Below are 19,952 nucleotides of genomic sequence, written 5' to 3'. Positions count from 1 at the left end.
CGCCGCGTCCGGCCGCCGCTCTGGCGCGGCCTGCACGCCGAGGGCCGGCCCGCCTGTCAGAGCCGGAACATCGTGTCGAGGGGCAGGTACGTCCTGACGATCGGCGATTTCAGAACGACGAAGCTGAAATACTGCTCGATGCCGACATCGAGGTCGATCAATCTCTCCATCGTCGTCTGATACTCGACGACGTCGATGGTGATGAACTTGAGCAGGTAATCGTACCCGCCGGAAATCAGATGGCATTCCATGACCGAATCGATCTTCTCGACGGCGGCCAGGAACCGGGCGAAATCGGCCTGCCTGTGGTTCTTGAGCGTGATTTCCGTAAAGACGGTCAGGGCCTGACCCAGTTTCGACAAATTGATCTGTGCGGAATAGTTCGCGATATAACCTTCGTTCTGAAGCTTCTTCACCCGCATCAGGCACGGGCTCGGCGACAGATTGACGCGCTCCGCGAGCTCGACGTTCGTAATGCGGGCATTCTTCTGGAGTTCGGAGAGAATCTTCAGATCGATCCTGTCGAGTTTCATGGGAATCTGTCTGGTTCGTCAGTCGTGCTGAGGAGTTTTGCCGCTTTCGCGCCGCCCCGCAACGAGCCGCCGCTACGACCACCGGCATGATCGCCTTCTCTCTTCCTCCGAACGGCAGGAAATGCCAAGGCCAGAAGATGCCAGGTCGAACGATTGCATCGCGAAGTCGCCACCCGGTGGCGCGGAAGGAATCATCGGCGTGGCGTGGGTGAGCGTCGGATCCTGTCTGTCCGGTGCCGTGATGGCGCATCGCAGCCTTGATGAGAGGTGCAGCCGCTAGGACTTCATCGCGGGTCCCGCCGCGCTCCCCACCCCGGGGAAGCGGCCGAGGGCGAAGGGCCGGGTGTCGATCCGGCTGCGCCCCTCGGTCACGAGCTCGGCCGCGACGGCGCCGATGCCGGCCGAATGCTTGAAGCCGTGGCCGGAGCAGGCCGACACCACCAGGACCCGGCTCAGGCGCGGGTGCCGGTCGATGATGAAGCCCCTGTCGGGGGTGACGGTGTAGAGGCAGGCGGCGGCCCGGGCGACGCGCGGCGTCGCCCCGGCGAGGCGCCCCGCGATGTGGCGCCGGTACATCGCCGCCGATTCCTCCGGATGGACCGCGCGGTCGGCGCCATCGGCGGTCGTCTCGGCGGCGTATTGCTCGGTCGCGACCTTGACGCTGGTCTCGCCGGCTTGCGGCGGGAAGCCGTAGAAGTAGTCGATGTCGGTCGTGCCGTGCATCCAGATATAGACGGGCGAGCCAGGACCGTAGGCGCCGGCATCGTCGAGCTCGAACCAGTGCAGGAGCTGGCGCTTGACGCTCAGGAGCCCGTCGAAGGGCGCACCGAGGATCGGCGCCGTCCAGGCCCCCGCCGACACCACGACCTCGCCGGCGCTGAAGCGGCCGGCCGTGGTCTCGACCCGGACGCCGTCGCCCTCCTGGGCGATCGACAGGACCTCGACGCCGGTGCGGATCGCGGCCCCGAGCGCGGCCGCGCGGGTGAGCTGCGCGGCGATGCAGCGTTCGGGGCGGACATAGCCGCCGCCGGGCTCGTAATAGGCGGTCTCGCTGCCGTCGAGGTTCAGGAATTGCGGGAAGCGGCGGGCCACCTCGTGCCCGTCGAGCACCTCGTGCGCGATGTCGAAGTCTCGGGCGGCGGCGATGGAATTCCGGACGAAGTCCGGCTTGCCGTGATGCGAGGTCGCGCCGGTCCCCGGCGCCATGACCAGCGCGCCGCAGGCCTGGAGCAGGCTCTCGCCGGTCTCCGCCTCCAGCTCGCGCCAGATCCGGTGCGAGGCGAGGACGAGCGGGACGTAATCGCGCCCCTCGCCGATCGCCTGCCGGGTGATGCGGGTCTCGCCGTGGCTCGACCCCATCGTGTGGGGCGGGGCGAACCGGTCGAGGCCGATCACCGACGCGCCCCTCTTGGCCAGCTGATAGAGCGCCGCGCTGCCCATGGCCCCGAGGCCGACCACCAGGAAGTCCGCCCGCTCACCCATCGATGCCTCTGCCTCGCTTCGTTTATCCGACGCTGCCCGAAAGACCGGCCACCCGGCAAGGCGGGAGTTGCGCCGGGACCGGCAGGGCAGGGGGCGTGCCACCGGTCCGATGCACGGCAGCGCAGGATCGGCGGCGTCAGGCCCCGAGCGGTCCGGTATAGCGCTCGAGCGCGCCCCAGGCCTCCGCGCCGAACCTGGCCTTCCACTCGGCATAGTAGCCCGCCCGCTCGAGGGCCGCCCGGAAAGGCGCGCGGTCCGGCGTGGTGATGACGAGGCCCTTGGCGCGCAGCCGCGCCTCGCCCGCGGAGTTCATCTGCACGAAGGCATGGCGCTGGCGCTCGACCGCATTGTCGAAATGGCGCGCGATCAGGTCGCGCGCATCGCCCGGCAGGGCGTCCCAGGTCCGGCCATGGGCGAGGATCCACAGCCCGTCCCAGGAATGGCTGGTGCGGGAGAGGTACTTCTGCACCTCGTAGACCCGCGTCGCCTCGATCTGCGGCAGCGAGTTCTCCATCCCGTCGGCCACCCGGGTCTGCAGGGCGGCGTAGGTCTCGGCGAGGTTGATGGTGGTGGGCGAGGCGCCGAGGGCCTTGAACAGCGAGGTCAGGAGCGGGCTCGGCGGCACCCGGATCTTGAGGCCCTGCAGGTCGGACACGGTCTCGACCCGCCGCGTGCCGGTGATCACGTCGCGAAAGCCGTTGTCGACGACCCGGAAGGCCTTGAGCCCGAACGCCTTGAGGGCATCGCGGATGCGCTCGCTCAGCGGCCCGCCGTCGAGGGCGGCCCAGAGCGGCACGTAGCCGGAAAAGGCGTAGGCGACGCCCGGGATGCCGGCGAGCGGGGCCAGGGTCTGCAGCGAACTCGCCGAGGTGAGGGTGAAGGCGATGGCGCCGGAGCGCAGCTGCGACTGCATGCTCAGCTCGCTGCCGAGCTGGCTGTCGGGGTACAGCGTGATGTCGATCCGGCCCTGGCTCTCGGCCCGGATCGCGTCCAGGGCCTCGACCAGGCAGGTCGTGGCCGGATGAGCCTGCGGCATCGGCGAGCCCATGCTCAGCCGCACGCCGTCCGGCGCCGCCCGGGCGCGCCGGGAGGCGAGGGGGCCGAGAAGCAGGCCTGCCCCGGCCCCCTGAACGATCGTTCTGCGCGTCGGCATCCTGTCCCCTCCCTTCGACCGGCCGGTGTCGCCCCGGCCTCGGCGCCAGGCTAAGCATCATTCGCCGAAGTGGTCACCGGTTCGGCGGTGAGAATGATGCGAAAACAAGAATCCAAGCAGCGTTGCGCCATGCCACGCTGCTCGGAGCGCCGGGCGGCCGGGTGAAGGAGCCCGGGATGTCCCAACCCTTGTTCGGCGACCTGCCGGCCACGCGCGGTCGGGGGTCGAGACGATACAATCCCGCGCATCGTATCAAGAGGAGGCGCCGTGCGCCTTCCCGTGGAAAGGAGTGATCCCGTGACGGCGCCAAGGGATGTGTCGGGCCTTCCCGAAGGTTCGGTGAGCGAATGGGGACAGTACCGGATCAGCCTGACCGGGCCACACAGCCACGTGCTGACCATCAATCCGGGACAAGGCCGGCTCGTCATCGGCGGAGCCGGCATGGGGAAGAAGGCTGACCTGCACGTCGCCGCGGACGAGGCCATCAACTGGTCGGCCTTCGATCCCTTCATCACGCCGGCCGGTTCGCCCTGGCCGCGCCACATCGACTATCATGGCAATGACACGGCGTTCTTCGGCTGGTCGCAGGGCCGGCGGATCGAACACTTCTGCTGGAGCCCGGCTTTCGCGGAGTCGCGCAGCGTCAAGGCGGATGCGGCCAACATCCATAGCCTGTTCCTGCGGCTCGACACGCTGCCGGGACGGCTCCACCTCACCCTGCCGGCCTTGTACAATCTCGGCCTTTCGGGCGACGTGTCCCGGCTCGCAGCCGCGGGCGAGGTGCCGGCGATGCTGGCCTTGACGCCGCGGCTCGGGCGCGCGGGCGAGGCGCCTTACGCCCTGCCGGACCTCGGCCAGTTGCATCGGGCGAGTTCGGTGACGTTGGGCGGCAAGCCGATGGGGCGGCCCATATCGCTCAAGGGACTCCAGGCATTCACCGGACTGGAAAGCCTGTCGCTCTGGGGAAGCTTTGCCGATTGGGAGTCCCTCGCCGGGCTGCGCGCGCTCAGAAACCTCGAAATCCGCTTCGTCCCGGATCTGGCCGATCTTCCGCCGCTGGATACCTGGCCGCATCTCGACAGGCTCATTGCCTTCAATATCGATGAGGCGGCGGGCAAACGCCTCAGGGCACAGATGAAGATGCGCGAAAAGCTGCGAGCGTGGGACGACCATGCCTCGGTCAGCAAGCTGCGCAAGCCCGAGTGGTGGCAAGGCGAATACGGGCGCCCGTTTTCGGCCTGGAACACTCGCATGGCCAAAGCCGCGAACGCGGCCTATGACGCAGCCGTCACCGCCATCGCCACGGCCGAGAACGCCACGGACATCAAGGCCGCGATCGTCGCTTTCGCCGACCGCTTCAACGCCATGAAGGGAATCGAGACGACCGAGCGGGAGGATCTGGGGGAGGCGGTGGTGCAGTTCTGCGCGCTGCCCAGGGCGGTCGCGCTGGGGATCGACGAGGATGCGGCTTTGGGCTGGTTCGACGAGGTCCGGGATTATTGAGGCGGGAAGGGCCGCAGCGGCAACAGTTTTATCATCCGAGAACCTGTTTGACTGAGATGACCGGTGCCTCGGAGGAGTTCTTTTCCCATACACGACCTCATTCACCTCAAACGGGCGCCGAGACAAGTCGGACCGTCCTGCCCTCCACCTCGTCATGACCTGAGATCGCGCCGCCCGGCCCTGCGGGAGGCGCCGATTCCGCGCGGGCCGGGTCGCCGACCTGCGCGGTCGAACGCTCCTCTGAAGATCCGGCGAAGGCGCCTCGCTCTCCCGCATGGGAGAACGGTGATCCTGCGCCATGTCTTGTCCCGGAGAGCCCTGCGCGCGACGAGAGAGGCCGGCATGAAGGTATTCCTGACCCATACCCCGCGCAGTCGCGCGCAATATTACGGCCCGCGCGCGCTCGCCGCGCTCCAATCCCTCGCCGAGGTGGTGCTTCACGACCGGGACGAGCCCCTCGACGCGCCCGCCCTCGTCGCGGCTGCCGCCGGGAGCGATCTCGTCGTCGCCGACCGGCTCGCCGCCGGCCCGGCCGAGGTTTTCGCCGGCCTGCCGCAACTCCGGGCGTTCCTGCGCTGCGCGGTCGACATCCGGAACATCGACCTGGAGGCGGCGAGCCGGGCCGGCGTGCTGGTGACCCAGGCCGCCCCGGGCTTCGTCGCCTCGGTCACCGAACTGGCGCTCGGCTTCATGGTCGACCTGTCGCGCGGCATCTCGCGGGCGACGGGCGACTATCAGGCGGGCCGCGCGCCGGAGGCGCGGATGGGGCGGCAATTGTCCGGCAGCCGCCTCGGGATCATCGGCTACGGGGCGATCGGCCGGAACCTCGCCGCCATCGCCGCCGCCCTCGGGATGGAGGTGCTGATCTCCGATCCCCACGTCGCCGTCCCGCCCGGGCGGGGCCGGCAAGTGGGGTTCGAGACGCTGCTGGCGGAAGCCGACATCGTCGTCTGCCTGGCTGTCGCCACCGAGGCGACCGAGAACCTGATCGACGACGCGGCGCTCCGGCGTATGCGGCGCGACGCGGTCTTCATCAACCTGTCCCGCGGCAACCTCGTCGACGAGGCAGCCCTCGCGGCGGCGCTGACCGAGGGCCGGATCGCCGGCGCCGCCCTGGATGTCGGACGCGCCACGGACCAGATGCCCTCGCCCGACCTCGCAGGCCTGCCCGGAATCATCGCCACGCCGCATATCGGCGGCCTCACGCCGCCGGCCATCGAGGCGCAGGCCTTCGACACCGTGGCGCAGGTGCGCGCCATCCTGGCGGGGGAGGTGCCGCGGGGCGCCGTCAACGCGGAGAGCTGGTCGCGGCGGCCGGCGTGAGCGGTGATGCGGGGGGAGACCCTTGCGCTCGCCCCGCCCGCGACCCGATCGTGTGGCGACCGGCCATCGACGATCGCGGCGCGCTACGGTCCCGAAAGAAAAATACGATGGGACCAGAGACATTCGGCGGCTGCCGGCAAAGCTTCCTTCGACTCCACTGAGGATGATACCGCAAGCAGACCAAATATTGACCAAATTTATCCTGTGATGTTTTGCGGCTCATCGGGCATGAAATGGCGATGATGATTGATGGCGTTGCCGCTCCGTGATTCCCAGCGCACCTTTCTGGCAGGCGCGCGAGCTTCATTGACAACGACCCCTCCGGCCGTAGAACCGGAGAAAAGGCCGCCGGGAGGAGCACGCGATGGGCAAGGGGCTGCGCAAGGGACTGACCAGCTACGGGGATGCGGGCTTCTCGCTGTTCCTGCGCAAGGCGTTCATCAAGGCGGCGGGCTATTCCGACGACGCCCTCGACCGGCCGATCGTCGGCATCACCAACACCGCCTCCGACTACAATCCCTGCCACGGCAATGCCGCGCAGCTGATCGAGGCGGCCAAGCGCGGGGTGATGCTGGCCGGCGCGATGCCGATGGTGTTTCCGACGATCTCGATCCACGAGAGCTTCGCCCACCCGACCTCGATGTACCTGCGCAACCTGATGGCGATGGACACCGAGGAGATGATCCGCGCCCAGCCGATGGATGCGGTGATCGTCATCGGCGGCTGCGACAAGACCCTGCCGGCGCAGGTGATGGCGGCGGCCTCGGTGGACCTGCCGACGGTGGTGATCCCGGTCGGCCCGATGGTGGTCGGCCACCATCGCGGCGAGGTTCTGGGCGCCTGCACCGATTGCCGCCGCCTCTGGGGGGCGCACCGCGCCGGCGAGATCGACGAGCAGGAGATCGAGACCGTCAACGGGCGCCTCGCGCCGTCCGTCGGCACCTGCATGGTGATGGGCACCGCCTCGACCATGGCGTGCATGATCGAGGCGATGGGGCTCGCCCTGCCGATGGCCGGGACCATCCCGGCGCCCCACGCCGAGCGGATCCGCCTCGCCGAGGCGAGCGGCGCCTGCGCCGCCGCGATGGCGAAGACCGGAGGCCCGCGCCCGAGCGAGATCCTGACGCCGGCGGCGTTCCGCAACGCACAGGTCGTCATGCAGGCGATCGGCGGCTCGACCAACGGGGTGATCCACCTCACCGCCATGGCGAACCGGGCGGGCGTCGACCTCGACCTCGACAGCCTCGACCGGATCGGCCGCGAGGTGCCGGTGCTCGTCGACCTGAAGCCTTCGGGCGACCACTACATGGAGCATTTCCACCATGCCGGCGGCGTGCCGAAGCTCCTGGCCGAACTCGGCGAGCTGATCGACCTCGACGCCCCGACCATCACGGGCGCGACCCTGCGCGACGTGGTGGCGGGTGCCGAGGACGTGCCGGGCCAGACCGTGATCCGCTCGCCGGACCGGCCGATCAAGCCGATCGGCGCGATGGCGGTGCTCACCGGCAACCTCGCGCCGCGCGGCGCGCTCATCAAGCACTCGGCGGCGAGCCCGCGGCTCCTCCAGCATGAGGGGAGAGCGGTCGTGTTCGACTCGATCCCCGACATGGCGGCACGGATCGACGACCCCGACCTCGACGTCACGGCCGACGACGTCCTGGTCTTGCGCAATGCCGGGCCGAAGGGGGCGCCGGGCATGCCGGAGGCCGGCTACCTGCCGATTCCGAAGAAGCTCGCGCGGGCAGGCGTCAAGGACATGGTGCGGATCTCGGATGCCCGGATGAGCGGCACCGCCTTCGGCACCATCGTGCTCCACGTCACGCCGGAATCGGCGGTCGGCGGGCCGCTGGCGCTGGTGCGGACCGGCGACCGCATCAAGCTCGACGTGGCCGGCCGGCGCATCGACCTCCTCGTCGACGAGGCGGAGCTCGCCGCCCGGGCCGCCGCCCTCGCGCCCCCGGCCCGGCCCGACTGGGCGGCCCGCGGCTATGCCCGCCTGTTCCACGACACCGTCACCCAGGCCGACGAGGGCTGCGACTTCGATTTCATGCGACGGGAGGGGTGAAAGGCGCGCCTCCTGCATACCCAATTCCCGGCGGCCGTCCGGCCGTGGCCGATCCGAACCCCGAGGCGGTGAGTTGCGCAGCGCGATCGTTCTCGGCGCCGGCATGGCCGGCGTCGGTACCGCCCTCCACCTGCAGCAGCGTGGCTGGTCGGTCGTCCTCGTCGATAGGGGCGAGCCGGGTCGGGAGACGAGCTACGGCAATGCCGGGATCATCCAGAGCGAGGCGGTCGAGCCCTACGCCATGCCGCGGGACCGGGCGTCGTTGTGGGCGATCGCGACCGGGCGCAGCAACGACGTCCATTACGAGGTTCGCTCCCTCCACCGCCATCTCGGGCCGCTCTTGCGCTACTGGTGGCACTCGGCGCCCCGGCGCCACGCGGCGGCCTCGCGCGCCTGTGCGGGCCTCATCGCGCATGCCGCCCCCGAACATGCGGCGCTGATCGAGGCGGCGGGCGCCGCCGACCTCGTCCGCCGGGGCGGCTTTCGCGTCCTCCACCGCGAGGGGCGGGCGATGCAGGACGCCGTGGCGGAGGCCGAGCGGCTGCGGGCGCGCTACGGGGTCCGCTCGCGGGTCCTGTCGCCGGACGCGCTCGCCGCGGCGGAGCCGGCGCTGAAGCGGACGGGCGCGGGCGCGATCCACTGGGAGGATCCGTGGTCGGTCCGGGATCCGGGCGCGCTCGTTTCGGCCTACGCCGCCCTGTTCGTCCGGCGCGGCGGGACGCTGCTGCGGGGCGAAGCCGAGAGCCTCGGGCCAGGCGGGCGGGGCTGGCGCGTCCGGACCGCGGACGGGACGGTGGAGGCCGAGGCCGCGGTGGTGGCCCTCGGGCCGTGGTCGCCCGCTCTCCTGCGCCGGTTCGGCTACCGGATCGCGATGGTGCGCAAGCGCGGCTATCACCGGCACTGGCGCAGCACCCGCCTGCTGGACCTCCCGCTGCTCGACGCGCAGAACGGCACCGTCCTGGCCCCGATGGCGGCCGGCCTGCGCATCACCACCGGCGCCGAGCTGGCGGGGCCCGAGGCGGCGACCGGCCCGGCCCAGCTCGCCCGCGCCGAGGCGGCCGCGCGGGACCTCCTCGACCTCGGCGGTCCGCACGAGAACGCGCCCTGGTCCGGCATCCGCCCCTGCATGCCCGACCTGCTGCCGGTCGTCGGGCCGGCGCCGCGCCATCCGGGCCTGTGGCTCCAGTTCGGGCACGGCCACCAGGGCTTCACCCTCGGCCCCGCGACCGGCCGCCTCCTGGCCGAGGCGATGTCGGGCGAGACCCCGCTCGTCCCGGCCGCGCCGTTCAGCCCGGGCCGGCGCTGAGACCGGCCGCCCCCTCGCCGCCGTCGAGGACCGGCAGGATCGGCTCGACGCCGAACGGCCGGCTGACGATTGCCAGCACCTCTCCGGCCGCGAAGATGCGGTTGCGGGCGTAGCCGGTCCGCTCCGTCAGGATGCCGGCCGCGACGAGCTGGCCGACGGCCTGGCCGGCCTGCGGGGTCGTGACATCGAGGAGGGAGGCCAGCCGCCTCACCGTCAGGACCGGGTAATGCGGCAGGAGATCGAGCGTCCGCAGCGCGGCCGATCCTCTCCGGAAGCGCCGTCGCACCTCCCAGGCCGCGCGCAGCCGGGCAAAGGCCTGGCGCGTGACCATCAGCTCGTCCGTGGTCGCGACGACCGCGTCCGCGACGAAGCCGATGACGGCCTCCCAGTCGAGCCGCTGCTGCGCGCCCTTCAGCGCCGCGTAATAGGCGCCCTTATGGGCGTCGATATAGGGCGAGAGATACAGCGGGACCTGACCCTCCGCCGCCATCATGAGCGGCAGCAGCAGCCGGCCGACGCGGCCGTTGCCGTCCCGGAACGGATGCACCGCCTCGAAATGCGCGTGCGACACGGCCATTCGCACCACGAGGTTCCGTGTCATCGACTGCATCCCCTCGTTCCTGAGATACTCCACCGTCTCGGTGAGGCAGCCGGCGATCCGGTCCGGCGGGGGCGGATTCCAGGTCGAGTAGGCGATGTTGCCCGTGCCCCCGATCCACACGACCCTGCGGCGCCATTCACCCGGGACGTCCGCGAAGTCGGGATCGGACCGCATGACCTCGGCGTGGAGATGACGGATCAGGTCGATGTCGAAGATGGCGGTACCCCGCGCCCGGGCCTGCGGCAGGAGTCGGTCGAGGGACAGGGCGTATTCGCGAACCTGTCGCACCTGTCCGGACGGCACCGCGGCGGGGTCGCCGGCGTCGTCGATTTCCAGCAGCTCGTCCAGCGTGCTGTTAGTGCCTTCGATGGACGAGGAACTGACGGCCTCCCGGCGCGTGAGGATGCGGCTGATGAGGTAGGGATCGGCCATGTCCCGCGCGATCGTCTGAATCCGCGCGAGGGCCGCACTCGCCGCCACGAGCCGGTCCAGGGCACCGGGAAAGGGCAGGCCGTCCTCCGGCGGCGGCGGGACGACGCCGTAATGATTGTCATAGGGCGCGGGGAGGCGGACCAGACGCTCGCGGACGGCGTGGGCGAGATGCTGACGGTTCATCGGAAAAGCCACGGACAGCGCCGGTTTGCCACCCATAATAAGGGTTTTGGCCAAAAAGCCTATCAAGGCGACGTGATCGGGAACTTGTGCAGGGTTTCCCGGCGAGCGTGACGAGCCCAGCGCCCGTACCACGCCACGACGCCGACCGCCTCATGGTGGCCATTCAGCCGAAGCAGATACCACGTTCGATTACCCGCATCGGGACGATGTCGGGGCCTGCCCATCGCTGAACGTCCAATTGGAAACTCGCCGGCAGTCAGGACGAAGGCGCAGAAGGTCCGTCATCCAGCCATCATGACAGGATCCGGGCGCAAAATAGGTTGCTGGAACCGCGATCGCAGTCGCAACGCATCTGACTATATTTGCGCATTCAGAAAATGCAACTTGCAGTCGATGGAAATTCGACCGATGATCCGTTTCGCGCCGGTGCGGGGGCCGTCGGGGGTGGTCGATGCTGTTTCCATGGTCTCACAACAGCTGGCTATTCCATCGGCAAAGCCAGGGACCGGCACCGGATCCGCAGTATTCGAACATGCGGCGTGGCCTGTTTGCGATGGCGCTGCTGCTCGGCGGCGGCGCGGCGGCGCAGGAACCCGAACGGGGACCCGCCCATCAGGTGCCGCCCCGGCGGATCGTCCACGCCGACGTCGTCGCCCTCGACCAGCTCCTCGTCTACAACCGGTTCGGCTCGTTCAATCCCTACGGGATGGTCTTCGCCCTCCGCCGGGACGTCTCGGCACTCGGGGCCGGCGAGGCGACGGAAGCCGATACGTGCGGGACGCTGGACGGCACCGAGGCCGGTAAGGGGCGGCTGGAGCAGGGATCCGTCCGCCTGAAGGACTGCAAGCGCGCCCGGCCGCTCACCCTGCGGGCCAATGTCGGCGACATCCTCGAGATCACGCTGACCAACCTGCTCAAGGCTTCGCAGCCCGGCCTCTCGGAGACGTGGTGCAGCCAGCCCCAGAGCGGTTCCGGCACGCGGCCGACCCGCGCGGACGAGCGCGAGGCGTTCGCGCAGCAATGCAACGAGGCACGGGAGACAGGAGGGGAGGTGGCGGGGAAACGGGCTCAGGCCGCGCCTCCCGCCGAGACGCCGAACGGCGACTGGCCGAGGACCCGCGGCCTGTCATTCACGATCCCGGGCCTGGAACCGCTCCCGATCGACGGCAAGGTGGATCCGGCCTGCCTCGGCCTCGACGCCAAGCGCCCGGGCGGATCCTTCACCTGCCGCTTCCGGCTGGAGCGCGAGGGCACGCACCTCTTCTCCAGCCTGGCGGCGCCGGCCGGCGGCGAGGGCGATGCCGGCTCGGCCACGCACGGCCTGTTCGGTGCGCTGATCGTCGAGGCGCCGGGCGCGACGGCCCTGCGCAGCCAGGTCTCGCGCGCCGCCTTCAAGGCGGCCTGGCCCGAGAGGGCGGCCGGGGCGGTCCGGCACGCCCGGTCGGGGCTGCCGGACTACGCGGCCGTCTCCACGGCTTCGCGCTCCCGCGACGAGCGGCCGGGCGCCCATCGCTGCGGCAGCGCCCCCGTCCCGGTGCTGGCGATGGTCCGGCCCTGCGAGGGCAGCGAGACGGTCGAGGGCGTCACCTACGCGCGCGCCGAGATCGTCCATGGCGACCTCAACGCGATCATCGTGCCGGATCCCAGCCGGGCCCTGCCGCCGATCGACCAAGCCTTGGGCGGCGAGGACCGGCGCACCGCGCTCCGGCTCGACCAGGAGGCCCGCGCGCCGTTCCGCGAGTTCACGGTGGTGTTCCACGACGAGCTGAAGACCTATTACGCCGATCCGCAGCGCGCCCTGTCGCAGTTCGGCCAGCTCTCCGCCGCCCGCGACGGCTTCGCCATCAATTACGGCTCCTCGGGCGCGGGGGCGATGGTGCTCGCCAACCGCAAGGGCATCGGCCCCACCGCCGGCTGCCCGGAATGCCTCTACGAGGAGTTCTTCCTGGAGAGCTGGGCCAACGGCGACCCGGCGCTGCTGGAGCATTATCCGGACGATCCCTCGAACGTCCACCACAGCTACCTCAACGACAAGGTCGTCTTCCGGAACTTCCACGTCGGCAAGGAGACGCACGTCTTCCACCTGCACAGCCACCAGTGGTTCGCCGGCAACGACGAGAACCGCGGCGCCTATCTCGACAGCCAGACCATCGCGCCGCAGCAGGGCTTCACCTACCGCATCTATCACGGCGGCCTCGACCGCCACCACGGCGACCTCGCGCCCGCTGGCGCCCGGGGCTGGTGGGAGGCCGCCAAGGGATCGGGCAACCGCAACCGGACAGTCGGCGACGCCATCTTCCACTGCCACCTCTACCCGCACTTCGCGCAAGGCATGTGGGCGCTCTGGCGCGTCCACGACGTCCTGGAGGATGGCAGCCGCGTCCTGCCCGACGGGCAGAAGGAGCCCGGCCTCTCGGTCGAGGTCAACAAGACACCGGGCGAGCGGCGGGAAGGGTCGGTCGACCGGCAATCCGGCAAGTGGCAGGGCGACGGCCAGACGAACGGCACGCCCATCCCCGGGCTGGTGCCCATTCCCGGCGAGGCGGCGCCGCTCCTGCCCGTCTATGCCGGATCCGACTCCGACGGCGTGCCCGGCTATCCCTTCTTCATCGCCGGCGAGCCCGGGCACCGCGCGCCGCAGCCGCCCCTCGACATGGCCCGGAACCTCGACCCCGCGTCGAAGCCGGGAGCGGATGCGGCGCAGCCCGAGCCGCGGCGCCCCTTCCTCGATGGCGGCCTGCCCCGACACGTGGTCACCGGCGGCCTGTCCCTGCCGGCGGTGATGACCGCCGCCGAGAAGGACAAGGTCCGGCAGGAGCCCAAGGCCATGGAGACGCTCGCCCCGGCCCTGGTGCCGCGGATGCTGGCGCTCGGGGACGCGACCTCGGATTACGAGTGGCTCGCCCTCAGGCTCCTGCCGCATGCCGGCACGCGGCTCGAGCAGAACGCGATGGGCTTCCACCACGACGGCAAGCGGCCGGGCGGGGATGCGCTGAGCCTGCGCAACGCGCTCGGCGAGCGGATCGGGGCACAGGCCCTCGGCAGCTACCCGTCCCTGCGCCTGCCGCCCCTCGCCGGCGCCCCGCGGCTCGACCCGGCCGGGTTTCCGGTGAACGGTGCGCCGCCCGCCCCGGGCGCGCCCTATGCCGATCCCTGCGGGGCCGCCACCACCCTGGCGGGCAGCCCGTTCCGCCGCTTCGTCGGGTTCCGGGCCGACGGCGCGGAGCGCGACCTGTTCGAGGGCGCGGTGCTGACGCCGAAGCCCGACCCGGCCATCGCCGGGGATGCGGTGCTGCAAGCCCTGCGCGGCAGCCTCGACTTCGTGCCCGATCCGGGCCTCCTCGGCTTTCGCCGTTACGCCGTCTCGGCGATCCAGTTCGACATGACGGTCAACCGCGCCGGCTGGCACGATCCCCAGGCCCGCATCGCCGTCCTCACCGACGAGGCCGATGCCTGGAAGGAGTCGCGCAGCGCCCGGGCCGAGCCGTTCTTCTTCCGCGGCTTCTCCGGCGAGTGCATCGAGCTGCGCCACACCAACGAGCTGCCCAAGGACCTCGAGCTCGACGACTTCCAGCTCCGCGTGCCGACCGACACGATCGGCCAGCACATCCACCTGGTGAAGTTCGACGTCACCTCCGCCGACGGTTCCGGCAACGGCTTCAACTACGAGGACGGGACCTTCGCGCCCGACGAGATCCTGGCCCGGATCTGCGCCGCCCGGACGGGCAAGGCGGATCGGATCGATCCCGGGGAGACGGACCAGACGGTGCCCGCGCGCAGGCAGGAATGCACGGACCTCGCCGCCGCCAAGGCCGCCCTGGAGGATGCGGCGACGCGCAACGACCGCACCGCGATGGTCGCGGCGCGCAAGCAGCTGCGGGAGGCGCAGCTCTGGTGGCGCAAGGGGCCCGGCAACCGCCAAGCCTATTTCCAGACCACGGTCCAGCGCTGGTTCGCCGATCCGGTCCTGTCCAATACCGGCGACGGCAAGGCGGCCGACCGGACGCTGCGGACCGTGTTCACGCACGACCATTTCGGGCCGAGCAACATCCAGCAGCACGGCTACTACGCCGCCCTCCTCATCGAGCCCAACACCCACGGCGTCGAGCGCCATGCCGGCCCCGAGGAGGCCGGCGCCACGATGCCCGAGCGGGTGACGCCGCCGCCATGGCCGGCGGCCGGCGCGCCGGTGACGCCGACACTGGCCGAGGAGCTGGCCAAGGGGCACCGCGGGCTCGTCGGCGCCCGCGCCGTCGTCGAGGCGATGCCCGCCGGGACGGCCGGCGGTACCGACCCGATCCATCCCAACACCCGCGAATTCGCCCTCGCCATCGCGGATTTCGCGCTGCTCTACGACGGCGCCCGGCAGCGGCCGGACGCGTTCGCGAAGGACATCGATCGCACGCAGCCGACCCTGAAGGGGATGGCGCGGCTCGTCGTCGAGGCGCGCTGCCAGGTGAAGGACCTCACCGAGGCCGCCAAGCGCGATCCCGACATCGAGAAGGACGAGCGCATTCCGGCCCGGTCGGCCGGGCTCTGCGTGACCGCCGACGGCCGGATCCCGGACGACCGGCCGGGGCGTCCCCCGGAGGAGGCTGGATCCCGGGCGGACCACAAGGGCCAGGTGGAGATGCTGGCGCTGCACGCCGAGACCTGGCGCGAGGCGCATGGCCGCCCGGTGGCGCCCCCGCCGCGCCCGGAGGCGTTCAGCCAGAAGCACCACGATCCCTACCTGGTGAACTACCGCAACGAGCCGGTGCCGCTCCGGGTCGGAACGACCGACGAGGGCGGCCGGCCTCTCGCCTTCGCGGTCAACCCCTGCGCCGTCGCCGACGAGGCGGACCGACCGAACCGGCAGAACCACCGCGACATCCGCCACCAGCTCCGGACCGAGAAGGGCGACCTCGCCAACGCCTTCCGGAGCGTGTGGGAGCGCGAGGCCCCCCCGAAGAACGGGGCCGCCGCGAAGGGCGGGTCCCCATCCAGGAACGAGGACGCCACCACGATCGAGATCCACGGCGACCCGTGCACGCCGGTCATCGAGGCCTATTCCCGCGAACGGGTGCTGCTGCGCATGGTCCAGGGCGCGCAGGAGGTGCAGCACACCTTCCACATCGAGGGCATCGCCTTCCGGCGCAACGCCGACCAGGCCTTCCCGACGGCGCGCACGCACCTCGCCCGCCTGGCGACCGCCCTGCGTCCGCGCAACGAGCGCTGCCACGAGGCGCGCGACGCCCGCGACGGGCGCCCGCGCGACCTCGCCGGCCTCGTCGGCAAGACCGGGCCGGCCGCGGGCTTCTGGGCGACGCACGAGCGCCTGATCGCCGGCTGCGACAACCTCGCCGGCATCACCCCGGCCCAGGAGATCGGGCTCTCGGAGCATTTCGAGATCGGCGCACGCCTCAGCGCGACCGCCCCCGGCAACGGCAGCCTGCTGGGTGACGCCGCCATCGCCTCCTACGCGGCCAGTTCCGGGCGGCTGCGCGCGCCGCGCCGGGCCCTGCCCGCCCGCGCGCCCGAGCGGCCCTGGACGAGCGATATCCTGCGCAACCTCTCGGGGACCGGCCCCGGCCTGAACCGCGACACCGCCCGCAAGCAGATCACGATCGGAGACGGCGGTAACGACGACAAGAAAGAGGCCGACCTGCGCCAGGCGCTCGACTACATGTACAGCTTCGGCTCCGCCGACGCGATCTGGAACGGGGCCTGGGGCCTCGTTCGCATCTACGACCGTCCGCGCTCCGCCGACCTCGCGCAATGCCTGCTCGACCCGCAGGCGAAGGACTGCCTCACCCGGCTGGAGCCTCGCGCGCGGCAGCGGTTCAGGCCCGTGCGCACCGACGCGGTCGCCGCGCGAACGGACGAGCGCGCCGCCGCGCAAGCCGCCGCGGCGGCAGCGGACGACGAAGCCCTGCCCCGGACGGCGACCGCCGAGCCGCTCGTCTGCCCGGCGGGAGCGCAGGCGGTCGAGACGATCATGGTGGCGGTGCGGGCCGACGAGATCCTCGGCATGCCGCACCGCCTCCCGACGCCCGGCCTGCCCCGGATTCCCGGCCTGCCCTATGACGAGCGGGCCGGCCTCTACGATCCGGACGGGCTGATGATCGCGTCGCTCCCCTTCGAGGAGTTGCGCAAGACCGTGCCGCCCGGCATCGACCCGGAGACGAAGCGCCCGCGCGAGATCCTGACCTTCTACGACATCGCGACGGCGGGGGCGCTGCCGGATCGCGCGGCGATCGTGACACTGCTCAAGGACCGCTACGCCGGCGTCACGCAGCCCGAGCCGTACGTGCTGCGGGTCAATGCCGGCGACTGCGTGAGCGTGGTGATGATCAACGCGCTGCAGCCCGACCAGAACGGCGGGTTGCGCGACGTGCCGGGCGACGCGCTGATGCCCAGGATCGTGCCGCTCAATACCGATCCGCCCCAGAATCACGAGAGCGGCCGGGGCGTCTCGCCGTCGAGCCGGATCACCTTCACCCTGCCGGCCGCCCTGACCACGCCGCGCAACGGCGTGCCGTTCCCGTTCGGGATCAACCAGATGCCGCCGCTCTTCACCGAGGCGGAGGCGCGCGGGCTCGACCCGTCCGATCCTCCCGGATGCCGCCTCGGCGACCGCAAGTGCCTGCCCGATCGCTCCTGGAGGACGCTGACCTTCTATGCCGGCTCGCTCAGCGTCGATGCCCGCGCCCTGTCGGCCTTCTTCCCCTGGCAGCTGCCCCCCGACAGCCGGCTCCCCTCCGTCTGGATCGAGAACCGCCCTTCGGGCGGTTGCCGGTCCGGCCTCGTCGAGTTCGCCTTCCTGACGATCCTGCTCTGCGCCGACGGCGCCGGAGCGGAGCTCAACTTCAGCGCGAGGGCCGGAGGCGAGGCCGCCGCCAACGCGGACGAGGTCGCCGACCGCCTCGCCGCCTACTTGGCCGACCACCAGGCCGCATTCCTGTCGGCGATTCCCTACGCGGCCGGCGCGCTGCCGATCCGGGTGGCGGGCGACCTGATCGGCCACGCCGCCCACGGCCTGACCGGCATGCTGGTGGTGGAGCCCGAGGGCGCCGTGCATCCCGGCCGTCCCGGCCCCGATCCCGAGCATCCTGGGCGGAAACCCCTGCTCCACGTCGTCTCCCCGGTCCAGAGCAGGGGCGGCGTGGCGGTCGAGGTCGCGGCGGTGAGGCTCTGCCCGCCCGACACCGCCGGCGCGAACGGGGCGGCCTGCCCGGTCCGGATCCCGGGGGCGACGATCCGCGAGCACGCCCTGATCGTGCAGGACGGGCTGAACCTGTGGAGCCGCCTCTGGGCGGGGAACGGGCCGACGCCCGTGCCCGCCAAGTATGAGGGCCTGCCCGGCCACCCGCTGCCGAACTGCCCCGTCTGCGACGATTCCTACGATCTCGGCGAGAAGGGCGTGAGCTACCGCACCGCGCCCTTCACCCGGCGGCTCGGCGGCGCCCTCGGGCTCAGGGACTACCCGGACGACGACACCAACCTCAACAGGGAGGTGTTCGATCCCCGCTTCTTCTCGACCGCCTACGCCCCGGTGCCGACCCCGACCCTCGACGCGCGGGCCGGCGAGGAGATGATGATCCGCCTCGCCCACCCGGCCGGCCGGGCCCGGCACCGTGCCTTCGTCACACTCGGCGCATCCTACGACGACCTGCTGCCGGGATTCGGCACCGGGCATTCCGGTCACCTCGCGCCGGGCAAGGCCTTCACCGCCGCGTTCTGCGCCCCCCGGCAGCCCGGCACCTATCTCTATCGCGACGGGCCGCAGGCGATCTTCGCGGCCGGCGCGTGGGGGCACGTCGCGGTGAAGGGAGCCGCCGCGGCCGCGGCGGCGTGCCGGCCGTGAGCCGCCGGCCGCTCCGGGCCGTCCCGCTCGGCCTCGCCGCCGCGATCGGATGGGGCGGGACGGGCGCCGCGGAGGCGCCGGCCACGGCCTTCGGCAGTGCCGGCCTCGCGGTGACGGCGCAACTCGCCGGTCTCGACGGGGGCGACCTCGCCGAGGCGCCGGTCGGCGTCCCGTTCCGGATCCGCCTCGACTTCCGCGACCCGGGCGGGCCGGCCCGCGCGGTGACCGGCCCGGTCGCCTGGCTGCGTCCCCTCGGCCCCACTGCCTCGACCTGCCAGGACAGCGCCCGGGCCGCGCGGGTGACCGGGCGCCTCTCGGGCGACGACGTGCCCCTGGCGGGCCTCTCCCTCGTCACGCTGGACGCGCAGAACCGCGTCGCGATCGTCGATCCGCATCGTCCGGCCTCGGCGCGGATCGTGGCGGGGATCGTACCGATGGAAGGCCGGCCCGGGGGCTTCGCGGTCCATCCGGAGCGCGGCGAGCTGGTCTATGGCCGGCCCGACCGGGGCGACGTGGTCACGGTGCCGCTGCCCTTCGGCCGCCCCGCGATCCTCGCCGCCGGGCTCGCCGGCCCGCGGGCGCTCCTGCCCGCGCCGGCGGGCCGGCTCTGGCTGGCCGAGGACGACCATGTCCGGCTGCTCGACCGGGGCGGCGCGACGCTCCTGGCGCTGCCGCTCGCGGGTCCCGACCTGCATGGAGCGGGACCCGGCCGCCTCCTCGCGGCGGGCCGCGACGGCGCGGGCCTGATGCTCGATCGCGGCACCGGCGCGGTGGTGACGCGGTTCGCCCCGGGAAGCCTCGCCGGGATCGCCGCGGCGACGCCCGATTCCGTGCTGACGATCCGGGACGGAGGCCTCGTGCGCCTCTACGCCGACAGCCCCGGGCGGCCGGACGCCCTCGACGTTCCCGGGATGCCGCTGGCGATCCGCGCCGACGAGGCGGGCCGCTGGGCCGTCGTGCTGTCACGCCGCGAGGTGGAGGCACGCGCCCGGGACGGCGAGGCGGGTGCGTTCGAGCTGAGCGTCCTCGATCTCGGCCTCGGCCGGCGCATCCACGGCTTCGCGGCGCCCGAGCCCATCGACGAAGCGGTCATCCTCGGAAATACGGTCTTCCTCACCTGGCCGACCCGTCCGGTCGTGACGGTGATCGACCTCGCGGCGCTGAGGAGCGGCGACGCCGCCTCGCGCGACGTGCGCCTCGGCGGTCCGGAGGGCCCGGGCCTGCCGCGCCGCGGCCCGATGATGGCGCCGCTCGCCCCGCTCCCGGCCGTGGCGGTGATGCGGCCCGGCGGGCGCCTGCTGCACGTCGTGCTGGCCGGCGGCGGCCTGTCCTCCGCGCCCGCCCAGGTGATCGACCTCAAGGGCGATCCGCCGGTGGCGCTCGCCGCCTTTCCGCGCTCGCTCGTCCCGCGCGGGGAGGGGGCCTTCGAGGCGACGGCGCAGCTGCCGCGGGGCGGGGCGTGGGAGCTCGTCACCACGACGGGAATCGGCGGGCCGGACGGCCTGCCGTGCCGATCCCCGTCGAG

At 71.8% G+C, this 19,952-nt stretch carries 10 protein-coding genes; 6 read left to right on the top strand and 4 right to left on the bottom strand.

Annotated features, from left to right (window positions below; genetic code table 11):
- Window positions 1-56: 56 nt before the first annotated feature.
- From VQ03_RS02105 to VQ03_RS02095, 3 genes are all read right to left on the bottom strand, one after another.
- Complete coding sequence (locus VQ03_RS02105; protein WP_048449205.1) at window positions 57-533, bottom strand: Lrp/AsnC family transcriptional regulator; 477 nt, start codon at window positions 531-533, stop codon at window positions 57-59.
- 276 nt (window positions 534-809) lie between these two features.
- Window positions 810-2,015 carry an N-methyl-L-tryptophan oxidase gene (gene solA, locus VQ03_RS02100; RefSeq protein ID WP_048449204.1) on the bottom strand — a complete coding sequence of 402 codons (1,206 nt, stop codon included), beginning with the start codon at window positions 2,013-2,015 and terminating at the stop codon, window positions 810-812.
- A 136-nt stretch (window positions 2,016-2,151) separates the two neighbouring features.
- The gene (locus VQ03_RS02095; protein ID WP_048449203.1) at window positions 2,152-3,168 is read right to left on the bottom strand and encodes a TRAP transporter substrate-binding protein; all 1,017 of its coding nucleotides are present in this window, start codon (window positions 3,166-3,168) and stop codon (window positions 2,152-2,154) included.
- Window positions 3,169-3,435: 267 nt separating this feature from the next.
- Here VQ03_RS02095 and VQ03_RS02090 point away from each other — a divergent pair, with 267 nt between their 5' ends.
- The 4 genes from VQ03_RS02090 (at window position 3,436) to VQ03_RS02075 (ending at window position 9,365) form a co-directional block, all read left to right on the top strand.
- Window positions 3,436-4,671: a hypothetical protein gene (locus VQ03_RS02090; RefSeq protein WP_208605467.1), complete on the top strand. Its 1,236-nt coding sequence runs from the start codon at window positions 3,436-3,438 to the stop codon at window positions 4,669-4,671.
- A 342-nt stretch (window positions 4,672-5,013) separates the two neighbouring features.
- Entirely contained in the window at window positions 5,014-5,994 is a 981-nt protein-coding gene (locus VQ03_RS02085) for an NAD(P)-dependent oxidoreductase (RefSeq protein WP_048449201.1), read from the top strand.
- Window positions 5,995-6,358: 364 nt separating this feature from the next.
- Window positions 6,359-8,059, top strand: a complete 1,701-nt coding sequence (locus VQ03_RS02080) for an IlvD/Edd family dehydratase (protein WP_048449200.1) — start codon at window positions 6,359-6,361, stop codon at window positions 8,057-8,059.
- A 73-nt stretch (window positions 8,060-8,132) separates the two neighbouring features.
- Window positions 8,133-9,365, top strand: coding sequence for an NAD(P)/FAD-dependent oxidoreductase (locus tag VQ03_RS02075; RefSeq protein WP_048449199.1), 1,233 nt, complete (start codon window positions 8,133-8,135; stop codon window positions 9,363-9,365).
- On the opposite strand, the gene VQ03_RS02070 is transcribed toward VQ03_RS02075, so the two are convergent.
- The gene (locus VQ03_RS02070; RefSeq protein WP_245291931.1) at window positions 9,346-10,713 is read right to left on the bottom strand and encodes a Fic family protein; all 1,368 of its coding nucleotides are present in this window, start codon (window positions 10,711-10,713) and stop codon (window positions 9,346-9,348) included. The genes VQ03_RS02075 and VQ03_RS02070 overlap by 20 nt on opposite strands.
- A 421-nt stretch (window positions 10,714-11,134) precedes the next feature.
- Here VQ03_RS02070 and VQ03_RS02065 point away from each other — a divergent pair, with 421 nt between their 5' ends.
- Window positions 11,135-18,427, top strand: coding sequence for a cupredoxin domain-containing protein (locus VQ03_RS02065; RefSeq protein WP_167376048.1), 7,293 nt, complete (start codon window positions 11,135-11,137; stop codon window positions 18,425-18,427).
- On the top strand, window positions 18,424-19,952 hold a 1,529-nt coding region (locus VQ03_RS02060), incomplete at its 3' end, for a hypothetical protein (protein WP_208605466.1). The genes VQ03_RS02065 and VQ03_RS02060, both read left to right, overlap by 4 nt.

This window comes from Methylobacterium tarhaniae (genome assembly GCF_001043955.1).
In the GTDB taxonomy this organism is placed as follows: domain Bacteria; phylum Pseudomonadota; class Alphaproteobacteria; order Rhizobiales; family Beijerinckiaceae; genus Methylobacterium; species Methylobacterium tarhaniae.
Note: the sequence above shows the minus strand (reverse complement) of the source record. Positions and strands in the feature narration are given on the sequence as shown.